Below are 14,846 nucleotides of genomic sequence, written 5' to 3'. Positions count from 1 at the left end.
CGCCCATGAGCATCTCGATCCAGCATTTCGGCACGCCCGAGCGCCCCATGGTGGGCGTGCACCTGGCGCCCGACAACGGCGCGTCCCCGCGCGCGCGCTTCCTGCTGTGCCGCCCCATCGGCCAGGAAGCGGTGCGCAGCGCCGCCGTGTTCCGCGTGGCCGCCGAACGCCTCTCGCGCGAGGGCGTGGAGACGCTGCGCTTCGACTACCACGGCACCGGCGATTCGCCCGGTGACGAGCAGGCCCAGTCGCTCGACGACTGGGTGCGCGACACCTTGACCGCGCACCAGCAGCTCGCCGGCGATGGCAGCGTGCCGGTGCACTGGTTCGGCATGGGCCTGGGCGCGGTGATCGCGCTGCGCGCCGCGCTGCTGGCCCCCATGCCGCCGCGCCACCTGGTGCTGTGGGAGCCGGTGCTCGACGGCCCGGCCTACCTCGAAGCGCTGCTGGCCGGCCACCGCCAGGAACTCGCGATGATGTTCGCCCAGCCCTGGGCGCAGCTGCGCGCCAGCGGCAAGGTGCAGGAGCCGCAGGTGCCCGGCGACGTGCTCGGCTTCGCGCTCGGCGAACGCCTGGTGGCGGGCCTGCGCGAACTGGGTGCGCTCAAACTCGCGCCGGCGCTGCGGCGCGGGCTGCGCATCACCTGCGCGCTCAAGCCCGGCCAGGCCAACCCCTTCGAAGCGCACGCCGGCCTGCCCGCGCTGCGCCTGCACACGGTCGAACACCCCACCGACTGGATGTCGAGTCAGGCCATGGGCACCGCCATCGCCCCGCCCGACATCCCGCGCGTGATGCTCGCCTCTCTGAACTGATCCCATGCAGGAACACACCCGAATCGTGGGCGCGGAGGGTCACCTCGTGGCCACTTTCACGCCCGCCAACCGCCTGCCCGGCGTACCCACGCCCCTGGTGGTCATCCTGAGCAACTCCGGCGTGATCCCGCGCAGCGGGCCGCACCGCATCAACGTGCTGCTGGCGCGCGTGCTCGCCGACATGGGCATACCCTCGGTGCGCTTCGACATGAGCGGCCTGGGCGACAGCCAGCGCAGCAGCAGCACGCGCACCGTCACGCAGCAGTGGGTGGCCGACACGCGCGACGTGATGGATGCGGCCCAGGCGCAGTTCGGCTGCGGCCGCTTCATGATGGTCGGCCTGTGCTCGGGCGCCATCATCGGCCACCTGGTGGCGCTCGAAGACGCGCGCATGCGCGCCGTGCTGCTGTGGGACATGTACGCCTACCAGACGCTGCAGTCGCGCCTGCGCACCCTGGCCTTCAAGATCGGCCGCGCCGGTCTGGCCGGCTCGGCGCAGAAGGCCGCGGTGATGCTGCTGCGCCGGCTGCGCCTCATGGCGCCCGACAACACCCCGCCCAAGCCCAAGGGCGAGATGTCGACCTCGCCGCCCAAAGAAGAATTCATGGCCCGTGTGGAACGCCTCACCTCGCAGGGCGTCGAACTGCTCTTCGCCTACTGCGGCGGCCAGCCCGAGTGGTTCAATCACCGCGGTCAATTCGCCGCCATGTTCCGTGGCCAACCCTGGCTGCCCCGCGTCTCGTTCGAAATGCTGCAAAACACCGACCACCTCATCACCAGCGGGCCTGCCAAACAGGCGTTCATCGACATGACGACGGACTGGATCCGTCAGAAGCTGGTGCGCGCATGATGGCTCCGCCAGCGAACGTGCGCGCTCCCGTCCCCCAGGACTTCCAACTCAGCGCCCCCGAGGGCTTCGATGGCCTGCCCGTGCACCGCCTCGTCGAGGCCCAGGCCGCGGCCACGCCCGAGGCCACCGCCGTGGTCTTCGGCGATCAGAGCCTGAGCTACGCCGGGCTCAACGCCCAGGCCAACCGCCTCGCGCGCGCGCTGCAGGCCCTGGGCGCGGGCCCGGGCGTCACCGTGGGCCTGCACCTGCAGCGCTCGCTGGAGCTGCCCCTGGCCTACCTGGCCGTGCTCAAGAGCGGCGCGGCCTTCGTGCCACTCGACCCCGAGCTGCCCGCCGCGCGCCTGGCGCAGCTGCTGGCCGACACCGCCGCGCCCATCGTGCTCACGCAGTCGGCGCAACAGGCCTCGCTGCAGGCCGCGGTCGAGGGCGCGCAGCCCAAGTGGCTCGCGCTCGATGCCCTGCCGTCCTCGCTGGCCGCGCACGACAGCACCAACCTGGCGCTGGACCTCGCCCCCGAGGCCCTGGCCTACGTGCTCTACACCTCCGGCTCCACCGGCATGCCCAAGGGCGTGATGGTGCCGCACGCCGCCCTGAGCAACGTGCTGCAGTGGACCGTGAAGGCCTGCGGCCTCGGCCCGGGCCAGCGCATGCTGCACAAAACCAGCATCGGTTTCGACCCCTCGCTGCTGGATCTCTTCGCCCCCTGGCTGTGCGGCGCCACCACCGTGGTCGCCCAACCCGGGGAACACGCGCTCTCCGACGCGCTGGTGAACACCCTGCGCGCGCAGCGCATCACGCACGTGATCCTCGTGCCTTCGCAATTGCGCGCCGTGCTCGAGCTGCCCGCGCTGGCCGACTGCACGGACCTGCGCTACGTGATCGCCGGCGGCGAAGCGCTGGACACGGCACTGGCCCGTGCGCTGCTGCAGCGCTTGCCCGGCGTCACCCTGGGCAACTTCTACGGCCCCACCGAAACCACCATCGTCTCGGTGCAGCACGAGGTGGGCCGCGAGCCGGCCGATCCCATGCCCATCGGCCACCCGATCGCGGGCACGCACTGCCATGTGCTCGGCCCCGAGCGGCAACTGCTGCCCGCGGGCGCCGAGGGTGAGCTCTTCATTGGTGGCCGGGGCCTGGCCCTGGGCTACCTGAACCGCCCCGAGCTCACCGCCGAGCGCTTCGTGCCCGACCCGTTCAACCCGGGCCAGCGCCTGTACGCCACGGGCGACCGCGTGCGCTGGCTGCCCGACGGCCAGCTGCAGTACCTGGGCCGTACCGACGATCAGGTCAAGATCCGCGGCGTGCGCATCGAGCTCGGCGAGGTCGAGGCCGCGATCAACGCGCTGCCGCAGGTGCAACACGCCGTGGTCGCGGCGCACGAAGAACGCCCGGGCCAGCACCGGCTCGTGGCCTACGTGGTCGGCAAGGCGGGCTGGGAGCCCGGCGATCTGCGCGCCGCGCTGCGCGAGCAGTTGCCCGAAGCCATGTTGCCCACGGCCTGGGTCGCGCTCGAACGGGTGCCGCTGCTGCCCAGCGGCAAGCCCGACCGCAAGGCCCTGCCCGCGCCCGACGCCCAGGCCCTGGCCTTCGGCAGTGCAGCCTACGAAGCGCCGCAGGGTGCGCAGGAAGCACTGCTGGCGCAGGCCTGGCAGGCCGTGCTCGCCGTGCCGCGCGTGGGCCGCCACGACCACTTCTTCGACCTCGGCGGCCACTCGCTGCTGGCCATGCAGCTCGTGGCCCGGCTGCGCGAGGCGGGGTCCCGCCTCGCAGTGCGCGATGTCTTCGATCAGCCGGTGCTGCAAACGCTGGCGCAGCGCATGCGCGCGGACACGCCTTCGGATCTGACCGATGCGCCCTCCGCCATCCCCCTTGGCACCCAGCGGCTCACGCCCGATGACGTGCCCTTGGCCGGACTGTCACAGGCCGCGCTCGACACGCTGGTGGCGCGCATACCCGGCGGCCTCGACAACCTGCAGGACGTCTACCCCCTTGGCCCCCTGCAGGAAGGCTTGCTGGTCCACCACCGCTTGCATCCCGACCAGGACCCCTATTGGCTCGATCTCGTGCTCGCCTTCGACGAAGAGCAGGCGATGCAGGACCACGCGCAGGCCTTGCAGCGCATCGCGGCCCGCCACGACGCCTGGCGTACCCGCTTTGCCTGGGACGACCTGCCCCATCCGGTACAGCTCGTGCTGAGGCACGCGCCGCCGACGCTGACCACGCACGCGCTCGAACCCGGCGAAGACGCCGAGGCGACCCTGCGCCGGCACGTGCAGCAGACGCGGTTCGACTTGCAGCACACCCCGCTGGTGCGGCTGCACGCCATGCAGGACACGACTCACCGGCGCTGGCTACTCGCGGTTCAGATGCACCACCTGATCGGCGACCAGCTGTCTCAGGAGATCGTGAGTCTGGAGACCGCGGCCATCCTTGCCGGGCGCGAAGCCGAGCTGCCGCCCGCACCAGCCTACCGGCACTTCGTGCAGGCCACGTGCGCGGCAGACGGCGCGACGCAGGAGGCTCACTTCAAGGCGCTGCTGGGCGACCTCGCCGAGGGTACGGTGCCTTTCGGGGTGTCGGCCATTGGCCCCGAAGGCGTGGACGCGCACCGCGTGCGACTGGACACCGCGGCATCGGCGGCGCTGCGTGCCGCGGCGCGCCGACAGGGCGTGCCGGTGTCGGTGCTGGCCCACACCGCCTGGGCCCTGCTGCTGGCGCGCTGCAGCGCCCGCGACGACGTGGTCTTCGGCACCGTGCTCTCCGGCCGCCTGGCTGGCGGCGGCGATACCGCGCGAACCGTGGGGCTGTTCGTCAATACCCTCCCGCTGAGGCTACGGCTCGCGGGGCAAAGCGCGGCCCAGGCAGTGCGCCAGACCCGCGAGACACTGACCGGCCTGATGGCCCACGAGCAGACGCCGCTCGCCGTGGCACAGCGCTGCAGCGCCGTACCCGCCGCCCGCCCGCTGTTCACGAGCAACCTCAATTTCCGGAGCCAGCGCGAGGCAGCGGCCGTTCGCGACGGCCGCGTGCTGTCGCGGTCGCAGGGAACACACTACCCCATCGGCGTCGCCATCGACGACCTCGGCGACGGCTTCGAGATCGAGGCCCAGTGCGCCGCCGGCATCGCCCCGCAGGCGTTGGCCGCACAACTGCTGCAGGCCCTGAAAGGCCTGGCCGATGCGCTGCTCGACGCGCCCGACACACCCGCGTTGGCCATCGAGGTGCTGCCGCCCGCGCAGCGCCACCAACAGCTCGTGGACTGGAACGCCAGCGCGCACGACGCCTTCGATGCGCGCCCCGTGCACCGCCTCGTCGAGGCCCAGGCCGCGGCCACGCCCGAGGCCACCGCCGTGGTCTTCGGCGATCAAAGCCTGAGCTACGCCGAGCTCAACGCCCAGGCCAACCGCCTCGCGCGCGAACTGCAGGCCCTGGGCGCGGGCCCGGGCGTCACCGTGGGTCTGCACCTGCAGCGCTCGCTGGAGCTGCCCCTGGCCTACCTGGCCGTGCTCAAGAGCGGCGCGGCCTTCGTGCCGCTCGACCCCGAGCTGCCCGCCGCGCGCCTGGCGCAGCTGCTGGCCGACACCGCCGCGCCCATCGTGCTCACGCAGTCGGCGCAACAGGCCTCGCTGCAGGCCGCGGTCGAGGGCGCGCAGCCCAAGTGGCTCGCGCTCGATGCCCTGCCGCCCTCGCTGGCCGCGCACGACAGCACCAACCTGGCCCTGGACCTCGCCCCCGAGGCCCTGGCCTACGTGCTCTACACCTCCGGCTCCACCGGCATGCCCAAGGGCGTGATGGTGCCGCACGCCGCCCTGAGCAACGTGCTGCAGTGGACCGTGAAGGCCTGCGGCCTCGGCCCGGGCCAGCGCATGCTGCACAAAACCAGCATCGGCTTCGACCCCTCGCTGCTGGATCTCTTCGCCCCCTGGCTGTGCGGCGCCACCACCGTGGTCGCCCAACCCGGGGAACACGCGCTCTCCGACGCGCTGGTGAACACCCTGCGCGCGCAGCGCATCACGCACGTGATCCTCGTGCCTTCGCAATTGCGCGCCGTGCTCGAGCTGCCCGCGCTGGCCGACTGCACGGACCTGCGCTACGTGATCGCCGGCGGCGAAGCGCTGGACACGGCACTGGCCCGTGCGCTGCTGCAGCGCTTGCCCGGCGTCACCCTGGGCAACTTCTACGGCCCCACCGAAACCACCATCGTCTCGGTGCAGCACGAGGTGGGCCGCGAGCCGGCCGATCCCATGCCCATCGGCCACCCGATCGCGGGCACGCACTGCCATGTGCTCGGCCCCGAGCGGCAACTGCTGCCCGCGGGCGCCGAGGGTGAGCTCTTCATTGGTGGCCGGGGCCTGGCCCTGGGCTACCTGAACCGCCCCGAGCTCACCGCCGAGCGCTTCGTGCCCGACCCGTTCAACCCGGGCCAGCGCCTGTACGCCACGGGCGACCGCGTGCGCTGGCTGCCCGACGGCCAGCTGCAGTACCTGGGCCGTACCGACGATCAGGTCAAGATCCGCGGCGTGCGCATCGAGCTCGGCGAGGTCGAGGCCGCGATCAACGCGCTGCCGCAGGTGCAACACGCCGTGGTCGCGGCGCACGAAGAACGCCCGGGCCAGCACCGGCTCGTGGCCTACGTGGTCGGCAAGGCGGGCTGGGAGCCCGGCGATCTGCGCGCCGCGCTGCGCGAGCAGTTGCCCGAAGCCATGTTGCCCACGGCCTGGGTCGCGCTCGAACGGGTGCCGCTGCTGCCCAGCGGCAAGCCCGACCGCAAGGCCCTGCCCGCGCCCGACGCCCAGGCCCTGGCCTTCGGCAGTGCAGCCTACGAAGCGCCGCAGGGTGCGCAGGAAGCACTGCTGGCGCAGGCCTGGCAGGCCGTGCTCGCCGTGCCGCGCGTGGGCCGCCACGACCACTTCTTCGACCTCGGCGGCCACTCGCTGCTGGCCATGCAGCTCGTGGCCCGGCTGCGCGAGGCGGGTTGCCATGTGGAGGCTCGAACCGTGTTCGACCACCCCGTGCTCTGCGAGCTCGCGCAACGCCTGCGACCACTCACGCAAGCGGCCGATGTCACCGCCCCCCAAGGCCTGCCGCTGGGTGCCACACGCATCACGCCCGAGCAGGTGCCGCTGGCCGAGCTGTCTCAGGCCGAACTCGACGCCCTGCTCGCCCACGTGCCCGGTGGCTGTGCCAACGTGCAGGACATCTACCGCCTCGCGCCGCTGCAGGAAGGCCTGCTGTTCCACCACCGCCTCAATCCAGCCCACGACGAGTACTTGGTCTGGTCGGTCCGAAGCTTCGACAGCGCGGCCGCGCGCGAGCGCTACATCGCCGGCCTGCAGGCCATGGTGCAGCGCCACGACGCCTGGCGCACCTGCTTTGCCTGGGAAGGCCTGCCTCACCCCGTTCAGGTGGTGCTGCGAGACGCGCAACTGCCGGTGCACCCTCAAGTGGCCGAACCGGGCCGCGATGCCTTGAATGCCCTCAAGGCCGCCGTCGCCCCCAGCCGTGCCCCGATGGACGTGCGCGAAGCGCCCCTGCTGCGCTGCCATACCCTTGACGACGCGGTCAGCCAGCGCTGGCTGCTCGCCATCCAGATGCACCACCTGACCGGCGACCACGTGTCGCTGGAAGTGGTCGAGCAAGAAATCGCCCGGCTGTGCGAGGACCCGGGCGCGGTGCTCGAGCCCGCCCCCGCCTACCGCCCCTTCGTGCAACGCGCACGCGCCGTCGACCCGTTGGCGCAGGAAGCCCATTTCCAGGAGGCCTTGGGCGAAGTCACCGAGGGCACCATGCCTTTCGGGGTGCGCAACATCGGCAGCGACGGCGTGCGCGGCCACCGCGCCAGCGTGGACGCGGCCCTGGGCGCAAAACTCCGCCGCGCGGCCCGCCGACACGGCGTGACCGCGGGCGTGCTCTGGCACACCGGCTGGGCATTGCTGCTCGCGCGCGCCGCACAGCGCCACGACCCGGTCTTCGGCACCGTGCTCTCGGGCCGGCTCGACGGCGCGGACCAGCAGGCGCGGACCGTGGGGCTGTTCATCAACACGCTGCCGCTGCGCGTGGACCTCCAGCAGGCCAGTGCGCGCGAGGCGCTGCAGCGTACGCGCGAGGCCCTGAGTGCGCTGCTGCAGCACGAGCAGGCCACGCTGACGCTGGCGCAGCGCTGCAGCGGCGTGCCCGCGTCCGAACCCCTGTTCACGGCCATCTTCAACTACCGACACTCGTCGCCGGCGGCGGTGGGAGGCGACCACCCCCAGGCCTCGCTGCTGGGTCGGCTGCTGGACGCCGAAGAGCGCGTCAACTACCCCATCGGCGTCGCCATCGACGACCTCGGCGACGGCTTCGAGATCGAGGCCCAGTGCGCCGCCGGCATCGCCCCCGAGGCCCTGGCCGCCCAACTGCTGCAGGCCCTGAAAGGCCTGGCCGATGCGCTGCTCGACGCGCCCGACACACCCGCGTTGGCCATCGAGGTGCTGCCGCCCGCGCAGCGCCACCAACAGCTCGTGGACTGGAACGCCAGCGCGCACGACGCCTTCGATGCGCGCCCCGTGCACCGCCTCGTCGAGGCCCAGGCCGCGGCCACGCCCGAGGCCACCGCCGTGGTCTTCGGCGATCAAAGCCTGAGCTACGCCGAGCTCAACGCCCAGGCCAACCGCCTCGCGCGCGAACTGCAGGCCCTGGGCGCAGGCCCGGGTGTCACCGTCGGCCTGCACCTGCAGCGCTCGCTCGAATTGCCCCTGGCCTACCTGGCCGTGCTCAAGAGCGGCGCGGCCTTCGTGCCGCTCGACCCCGAGCTGCCCGCCGCGCGCCTGGCGCAATTGCTGGCCGATACCGCCACACCCATCGTGCTCACGCAGTCGGCGCAACAGCTCGCGCTGCAGGCCGCGGTCGATGGCGCACAGCCGCAGTGGCTCGCGCTCGATGCCCCGCCGCCCTCGCTGGCCGCGCACGACAGCACCAACCTGGCCCTGGACCTCGCCCCCGAGGCCCTGGCCTACGTGCTCTACACCTCCGGCTCCACCGGCATGCCCAAGGGCGTGATGGTGCCGCACGTCGCGCTCAGTTCCATGCTGCAGTGGACCGCCCAGGCGCTGGACCTGCGCGCGGGCGACCGCTGGCTGCAGTCCATCGCGATCAGCTTCGACCCCTCGGTGGTCGACCTGTTGATGCCCCTGATGCGCGGCGCGGCCACCGTCGCACCGGCTCCGGGACGCCTGCGTGGTGATGCCGCCGCGCTCGCGCTTGAACTCGCCACCCAGCGCATCACCCACGTGATGATGGTGCCCTCGCTGTTGCGCCCCTTGCTCGACCAACCCGCGCTCGCGCAGGCCACGGCGCTGCGCCACGTGGTCAGCGGCGGCGAGGCCTTGCCGAGCGACCTCATCGAAGCCTTCCGCGCGCGTTTGCCCCAGGCGCGCCTGGCCAACTTCTACGGGCCCACCGAAGCCACCGTGACCGCGGTGGCCTGCGTGAACGCGCTCGACACGCCGCCCGGTGCGCCCGTGCCCATCGGCCGCCCGATCGCGGGCACGCGTTGCCATGTGCTCGGCCCCGAACGGCAACTGCTGCCCGCGGGCGCCGAGGGTGAGCTCTTCATTGGTGGCCGGGGCCTGGCCCTGGGCTACCTGAACCGCCCCGAGCTCACCGCCGAGCGCTTCGTGCCCGACCCGTTCAACCCGGGCCAGCGCCTGTACGCCACGGGCGACCGCGTGCGCTGGCTGCCCGACGGCCAGCTGCAGTACCTGGGCCGCGTGGACGAGCAGGTCAAGATCCGCGGCGTGCGCATCGAGCTCGGCGAGGTCGAGGCCGCGCTCAACGCGCTGCCGCAAATCCACCAGGCCGTGGTCGCGGCGCACCGCGCCGCCAACGGTCTGGCGCAGCTCGTGGTCTACGTCAAACGCCTGCCGGGCGAACCGGCCTTGCAGGTGGCGCCGATCCGCGCCGCGCTGATGGCCGTGCTGCCCGACGCCCTGGTGCCGGGCGTCTACGTCGAACTCGAAGATCTGCCGCTGCTGCCCAGCGGCAAGGTCAACCGCAAGGCCCTGCCCGCACCCGACGCGCACGCGCTGCGCCAGGCGCAGCCCGAGCACGCGCCGCCGCAAGGCGACACCGAGAACACGCTGGCGGCGCTGTGGCAAGAGCTGCTGGGCCTGCCGCGCGTGGGCCGCGGCGACCACTTCTTCGACCTCGGCGGCCATTCGCTGCTGGCCACCCGGCTTGTCACCCGCGTGCACCAGCAACTGGGCGTGGACCTCGCGCTGCGCGAGGTCTTCGACCACCCGCAGTTGTCGGCCATGGCCGCGCGCATCGACGCGCAGCGCGACCCGGAAGCGGCGCTGCCGCCCACCGCGATCCCCGCCGTGCCGCGCAACGGCCCGCTGCCGGTGTCGTACTCGCAGCGCCGCATGTGGCTGGTGCAGCAGATGACGCCCGAGACCACGGCCTACAACATGCCGTTCGCCGTGCGGCTGCAGGGCGAACTCGACCCGGCGCTGATGGAGCGCACGCTCGACGCGGTGAGCCGCCGCCACGAAGCCTTCCGCACGCGCTTCGAACTCATCGACGGCGAGCCCATGCAGATCATCGGCGACCACGTGCCGGTGTCGTTGCAGCAGATCGACTTCAGCCACCTGCCGCTGGACGAGGCCGAGGCGGCGGCCCGCGCGACGCTCACCGCGCTGGCCCAGCGGCCGTTCGACCTCTCGACCGCGGCGCTGCACCACGTGCACCTGCTGCGGCTGGGCGCGCGCGACCATGTGCTGATCTGGGTGATGCACCACGTGATCGGTGATGCCTGGTCGGCCGGCGTGCTCATGCGCGACCTCAACGAAGTCTTCACCGCGCTGCAAGCCGAGCGCGAAGCGGCACCGCGCCCGACGCGGATCGACTACGCCGACTACGCGGTGTGGCAGCGCCAGACCCTGCAGGCGCAAGCATTGGACGGGCAGATGGCGTACTGGCGCCAGCGCCTGAGCGGCCTCGAACCCCTGAGCCTGCCCACCGACCGCCAGCGCCGTGGCGCGGCCAATGGCCGTGGCGGTGGCGTGGTGCGCGACCTGCGCCCGGGCCTGCTCGGCACCCTTCAGCGCTTCAGCGCGGCCCACGGCGTGACGCCCTACATGACGATGATGGCCTGTTTCGCGATGCTGCTGGGCCGCGTATCGGGCCACGAGGACGTGGCCGTGGGCACGCCGATCGCGAACCGCCGCCGCTTCGAGGCCGAACACCTGGTGGGCACCTTCGTGAACACCCTGGTGATGCGCACCGACCTCTCGGGCAACCCCAGCTTCGAGGCGCTGCTGGCGCGCGTGCGCGACGCGGCGCTCGACGCCTACGCGCACCAGGACGCCTCTTTCGAGCGCCTGGTCGAGGAACTCTCGCCGGGCCGCGACGCCACCGCCTCGCCGCTGGTGCAGGTCATGTTCAACGTGATCAACACGCCCATGGACATGCCGACCTTCGGGAACCTGAAACCGAAGATCTTCGAGTTCGACCGTGGTGCCGCGCAGTTCGATCTCTCAGTCACCGTCGACACCCAGCTCTACGGCAAGGTGCACCTGGAGTTCGCCGAAGACCTGTTCGATCGCACCAGCGCCGAGCGCCTGAGCGACGCCTACCTGGCGCTGCTCGACCAGGTGCTGCAGGCGCCGCAGCAGCCCATCGGCAGCTTCTCGGTGCTCTCGGCCCGCGACGCCGACCAGCTCGCCCGCTGGAACGACACCGCCGCCGACTACCCGCGCGAGCTCAACCTCGACCAATGGCTGCAGCGCCAGACCGAGGCCACGCCCGACGCGGTCGCGCTGGTGCAGCCCGGCGTGGGCGAGCTCACGCAGCAGGAACTGCATGGGCGCGCCAACGCGCTGGCGCGCCTGCTGCGCGAGCGCGGCATCGGCCGCGGCGACCTCGTGGGCCTGTGCACCGAGCGCGGCCTCGAGATGGTGGTGTCGCAGCTCGCGGTGCTCAAGAGCGGCGCGGCCTACGTGCCGCTCGACCCCACCTACCCGGCCGACCGCCTGGCCTACATGGCCGAAGACGCCAAGCTCGCGTTGCTGATCACCGAATCGGCCCTGGTCGACGTGCTGGCCTGGCCGCGCGACCAGACCCTGCTGCTCGACATCGACCTGCTCACGGCCTTCACCGACGAGAGCCCGCTCGCGCCCGACCCCGAGCGCGACGCGCGCCCGCAGGACCCGGCCTACGTCATCTACACCTCGGGCTCCACCGGCAAGCCCAAGGGCGTGGTGGTGCACCAGCAGGCGGTGGTGAACTTCCTCGCGAGCATGGCGAAGCAGCCCGGCCTCACCGCCGACGACCGCCTGCTTGCGGTCACCACGCTGTCCTTCGACATCGCGGTGCTCGAATTGCTGCTGCCGCTGAGCGTGGGTGCGCGCGCCGTGCTGGCCAGCCGCGACGACGCGGTCGACGGCCTGGCGCTCAAGCAGCTCTGCGAGGAATACGGCATCACGGTGATGCAGGCGACGCCCTCGACCTGGCGCATGCTGATCGAGGCCGGCTGGCAGGGCCATGCGGGCTTCAAGGCCCTGATCGGCGGCGAAGGCCTGCCGGGCGACCTGGCCGCGCTCTTGCTGGCGCACTGTGGCGAGCTCTGGAACATGTACGGCCCCACCGAGACCACGGTGTGGTCGACCTGCTGGCGCGTGACGGGCACCGAAGGCATCAGCATCGGCACGCCGATCGCCAACACCACGGTGCAGATCCTCGATGCGCGGCTGCAACCCTGCCCCATCGGCGTGCCGGGCGAAATCTGCATCGGCGGCGAGGGCGTGACCCTGGGCTACCTGCACCGCGCCGAGCTCACCGCCGAGCGCTTCGTGCCCGATCCGCTGCGGCCCGGCCACCGGCTCTACCGCACGGGCGACCGCGGCCGATGGCGCGCCGACGGCCTGCTCGAACACCAGGGCCGCATGGACTTCCAGGTGAAGGTGCGCGGCTACCGCATCGAGCTCGGCGAAATCGAAACCGCGCTCACCGCGCACCCGGCCATCACGCGCGCCGTGGTGATCGTGCGCGAGGACCGGCCCGGCGACCAGCGCCTCGTGGCCTACCTCGTGAGCGAGGGCGAAATGCCCGTGGTGCAGGCGCTGCGCGACCACCTGCGCGGCTCGCTGCCCGACTACATGGTGCCGCAGCACTTCGTCGGCCTCGACGCCATTCCGCTGCTGCCCAACGGCAAGATCAACCGCCACGCGCTGCCCGCGCCGGCCGCCGAGGCGCACAGCGGCGGCGAGCGCGACGAGGCCGGTTTCGTCGCGCCGAGCACGCCCACCGAGCTCGAGCTCGCGGCCATCTGGGCCCGCCTGCTCGGCGTGGAGCGCGTGGGCAGCACCGACAACTTCTTCAACCTCGGGGGCCATTCCCTGCTGGCCATGCGCGCCGTCGCCGAAATCAACAGCCGCCTGAACACCCGCATCACCGTGCGACAGATGATCTTCGACAACCTGGGCCAGATCGCGCGCGCCATCGGCACGGAGGACCGCAACCGATGACGCCCCTGCGCTTCGGCGGCCCTGACAACCCCCTCTATGGTGTGTTCCACCCCGCGCACCCGGCCCGCAACAGCGGTCACGCGGTGCTGCTGTGCAATCCCCTGGGCCAGGAGGCGGTGCGCATCCACCGCCTCTACCGCCTGCTGGCCGAAGAACTCGCGCAGGCCGGCACGGCCGCGCTGCGCTTCGACTACTTCGGCACCGGCGAGTCCTTGGGCGAGGACGAAGACGGCCAGCTCGATCGTTGGGTCGACGACCTGCGCCTGGCCCACGCCGAGCTGCTGCGCCGCTCGCGCGCGCGGCAGCTCTCCTGGGTCTGCGCGCGGCTGGCCGGCGTGATCGCTGCGCGCGCCTGCGTCGGCCTGACGCCGGCGCCGCACCGCATCGGCCTGTGGGCGCCCGTGGTCTCGGGCGAGGCCTACCTCGCCGAGCTGCGCGCCGCGCACGCGCGAGCGCTGCAGCCGCTGCGGCAAGCCGGGGCCCTGCCCCCGACCGGCGCCGACACCGCCGAGGGCGCCATCAGCTGCACCGAGCTGCTCGGCTTCGGCCTGCACCCCGATCTGCCGGCGCAGCTGGCCCGCGTGGGCGCGGCCGATTACCGCGCGCTGCGCGCCAGCGAGGCCGTGGTGCTGACCCACGAACCCGACCCCATGCCCGAGGACCTGGCGCAGGCCCTCAACGGCGCGGGCATCGCGGCCGTGCACCAGTCGGTGCCGGTGCATTTCGACTGGACCTCGGAAGAGGCGGTCAACACCGCGCTGGTGCCGCAGCAGGCGCTGCAGGCACTGTCCCAATGGATCCGGGGGATCGACGCATGAAGGAAGTCCCGCTCGGTTTCGGCAGCGACCGCCACCTGATCGGCACGCTGACCCTGCCCGCCTCGACCACCCCGCGCGGGCCCGCCTTCATCCTGCCCAATGCGGGCGTGGTGCACCGCATCGGCCCGCACCGCCTGCACGTGAAGCTCGCGCGTGCGCTGGCGCGCCAGGGCCACCCCTGCCTGCGGCTCGATCTCTCGGGCGTGGGCGACAGCCGCACGCCGGCCGACGCCGCGCCCTTCCAGCAACAGGTGGTGCACGACCTGCGCCAGGCCATGGACCACCTGCAAAAAATCTGTTCGGTGGACAGCTTCGCCATCGCGGGCATCTGCTCGGGCGCGCACAACGGCCTGGCCACGGCCCTGGAAGACCCGCGCGTGAAAGGCCTGTGGATGCTCGACGGCTACGTGTACCCCACGCCGCGCACCCACACCGTGCGCCTGCAGCGCCAGCTCGCGGCCGACCCGACGCGCACCCTGCTGTCGTGGACGCGCTCGGCCATCGAACGCGGCGCGCGTGGCCTGCTCGGTTCGGACGCCGTGCCGGCCGGCAAAGCGGACGCGGGCGACAACGCCCCGCCGCCCGAGGCCTTCGCGCGCGCGATCCAGTCGCTCGTGGACCGCGGCACCTCGGTGTATTTCATGTACACGGGCAGCCTGCTCTGGACCTACAACTACCCCGAGCAGTTGCGCGACGCCTTCGCCCAGCACGACTTCGTGCACCGTGTGCGCTGCGACTACGTGCCCGAGATCGACCACACCGCCACCTCGCTCGCGGCGCAGCGGCTCGTGATCGAACGCCTGGGCGGCTGGGCCGCCGAACTCGCGGCGGCGGGCGCCACGCCCGCTTGAATCCGCCCGAA

General features: G+C 72.3%; 5 protein-coding genes. All 5 read left to right on the top strand.

Annotated elements, in window-relative coordinates:
• The first annotated feature begins 5 nt into the window (after window positions 1–5).
• The 5 genes from G9Q37_RS06890 to G9Q37_RS06870 are packed head-to-tail and all read left to right on the top strand — an operon-like array spanning window position 6 to window position 14,835.
• A complete protein-coding gene (locus G9Q37_RS06890; protein WP_166226443.1) occupies window positions 6–812 on the top strand; it encodes an alpha/beta fold hydrolase in 807 nt (268 codons plus the stop codon).
• A 4-nt stretch (window positions 813–816) separates the two neighbouring features.
• Window positions 817–1,662, top strand: coding sequence for an alpha/beta hydrolase family protein (locus tag G9Q37_RS06885; RefSeq protein ID WP_166226441.1), 846 nt, complete (start codon window positions 817–819; stop codon window positions 1,660–1,662).
• A gap of 17 nt (window positions 1,663–1,679) precedes the next feature.
• Window positions 1,680–13,166, top strand: coding sequence for a non-ribosomal peptide synthetase (locus G9Q37_RS06880; RefSeq protein ID WP_166226439.1), 11,487 nt, complete (start codon window positions 1,680–1,682; stop codon window positions 13,164–13,166).
• Window positions 13,163–13,984 (top strand): alpha/beta hydrolase family protein, encoded by an 822-nt coding sequence (locus tag G9Q37_RS06875; RefSeq protein WP_166226437.1) that lies wholly within the window; start codon window positions 13,163–13,165, stop codon window positions 13,982–13,984. Before G9Q37_RS06880 ends, G9Q37_RS06875 begins: the two co-directional genes overlap by 4 nt.
• Window positions 13,981–14,835: an alpha/beta fold hydrolase gene (locus G9Q37_RS06870; protein WP_166226435.1), complete on the top strand. Its 855-nt coding sequence runs from the start codon at window positions 13,981–13,983 to the stop codon at window positions 14,833–14,835. The genes G9Q37_RS06875 and G9Q37_RS06870 overlap by 4 nt, the downstream gene beginning before the upstream one ends.
• Window positions 14,836–14,846 lie beyond the last annotated feature (11 nt).

This window comes from Hydrogenophaga crocea (assembly GCF_011388215.1).
GTDB classification, from domain to species: domain Bacteria; phylum Pseudomonadota; class Gammaproteobacteria; order Burkholderiales; family Burkholderiaceae_C; genus Hydrogenophaga; species Hydrogenophaga crocea.
This window is presented reverse-complemented; position numbering and strand designations above follow the sequence as displayed.

Coding starts and splice junctions, on each gene's coding strand:
- G9Q37_RS06870 (WP_166226435.1), top strand. CDS start 13,981: ATGAAGGAAGTCCCGCTCGGTTTCGGCAGCGACCGCCACCTGATCGGC.
- G9Q37_RS06875 (WP_166226437.1), top strand. CDS start 13,163: ATGACGCCCCTGCGCTTCGGCGGCCCTGACAACCCCCTCTATGGTGTG.
- G9Q37_RS06890 (WP_166226443.1), top strand. CDS start 6: ATGAGCATCTCGATCCAGCATTTCGGCACGCCCGAGCGCCCCATGGTG.
- G9Q37_RS06885 (WP_166226441.1), top strand. CDS start 817: ATGCAGGAACACACCCGAATCGTGGGCGCGGAGGGTCACCTCGTGGCC.